This is a genomic window from Vibrio sp. Vb0888, from assembly GCF_033338835.1.
GTDB lineage: Bacteria > Pseudomonadota > Gammaproteobacteria > Enterobacterales > Vibrionaceae > Vibrio > Vibrio alginolyticus.
Window position 1 is genome coordinate 1 of the sequence record NZ_JAWOTL010000082.1, and the last position, 1,642, is coordinate 1,642.

Here is a 1,642-nt window from a genome sequence, read left to right on the forward strand (position 1 = left end):
TGCCGTACATCTGAAGGTTACTTGTGGCAACGTAGCAAGGCACAAGGCGTGGCTCGTTTGACCAAAGAAGTGACGGAAAGCATCGAAAGTTGGATCTCAGAGTTAGCACCAGCTAAACCTGCAAAAAAAGCTGAAAAAGTTGACCTTGTCAAAGGTCGAGCAAGCTACAGTCGTAAAGGCAGCAATCTTGCTCTCAATCTGAAGAAAGTCGATGACAGCTTGATGGAAGAAATCCTTGCTTTTGTTCAAAGCAAAATGCAATAAAACTAAGCTTTAACGATAACCGCCTTCGGGCGGTTTTTTTATGTCTGCGATCTTGAGCGTGTGGAAGCATGCTCCGAATAGTAGATGTGATAACATGGCGGCAGTTCAACATCGGATAGACCCCATGCACGCACAATCTGAATTTCTATCTTCACTTCAACGCCAATCGCAACATGCTTTTCAACGCTCAGGCATTGTTTTGCAAGGAGAGGCCGATTGGCAAGAGTCCATTCTCTCTGCATTTCTTCAAACTCAAACCACACAACGTTGGTTCTGTGTTGGGGATTGGTCATTCGAGAGTGCCTTTTGTGTTGGAATGAAGCAGGGAAATCGACTACTCGGAAGAGAATGTGATGTGCTGCTGTTTGACGCGCGAAAAGAGTTCGATGCTAATAGCTTTACGGCGGCAATTGGCTCTCTCGTTGGCGGTGGAATGCTACTTGTTGTGACAAATACTGCTCAGCCACAACATTTCGCTGAGCAATGGATGCAGACCCAATGGCAAAAGCTGATAGTGCTTGAGCAGGGGAAAGTCATTCCCCAGGTTTCTGAGTTTGCTATTGCGCAGAGAAATACAGAATACATAGAGCAGACTCACGCTGTTTCATTAATCGAGAAAGTGGTGAATGGGCATCGCAAGCGTCCTTTAGTGCTCACGGCTGATCGCGGTAGAGGTAAAAGCAGCGCGTTAGGTATCGCTTGTGCTCAGTTGTTGCAACACAAGCCGCTGCGTATATTACTTACCGCGCCTTCTATTAACGCTGTTGAGCCAGTCTATCAGCACGCGCAGCGTTTACTTACGGATGCCAAACAGATGAAGAAAGACCGTTTGGAAGTCGGCTATGGGTATATTCAGTTTATTGCGCCTGACGAATTGTTGTCTTCGCTGCCTGAGTGTGATTTGTTGCTAGTCGATGAAGCGGCTGCGATTCCCGTTCCGATGCTCAAACAAATCACCGAGCATTATCATCGTTTGGTCTTTTCTAGCACGATTCATGGCTATGAAGGCTGCGGACGTGGCTTCACATTGAAGTTCATTGAATGGTTGCAACAACAACGACCTGGCATGAAGACGTATCACATGCAGCAGCCAATTCGTTGGAGCGTAGATGATAAGTTAGAAACGTGGTTGTATGACGCTTTTATCTTGAACGCGGAATTATCGCCGCAATCCATTGAAGGCATGGCGAACGTATCGTTGAACAAAGTGGACAAGCAAGCGCTGGTTCACCAACCCAACTTACTACGCGAATGCTTTGCTTTACTGGTTAATGCTCATTATCAAACCTCACCGAATGATTTGCTCCATTTACTGCGAGATGACAACAGCTCCGTTTATCTCGCGATGGATAAACAAAATATCATCGGAGTCATTCTC

General features: G+C 46.3%; 1 protein-coding gene and 1 pseudogene. Both read left to right on the top strand.

Translation table 11 applies throughout. The annotated features are described in order from the left end of the window. Positions 1-264 (top strand): annotated as a pseudogene (locus R7P72_RS23985) (chromosome partitioning protein ParB); the annotation flags it as partial. A gap of 124 nt (positions 265-388) precedes the next feature. Beyond that, positions 389-1,642 (top strand): tRNA(Met) cytidine acetyltransferase TmcA domain-containing protein (locus R7P72_RS23990; protein ID WP_318110822.1); only part of this gene is annotated, 1,254 nt, incomplete at its 3' end.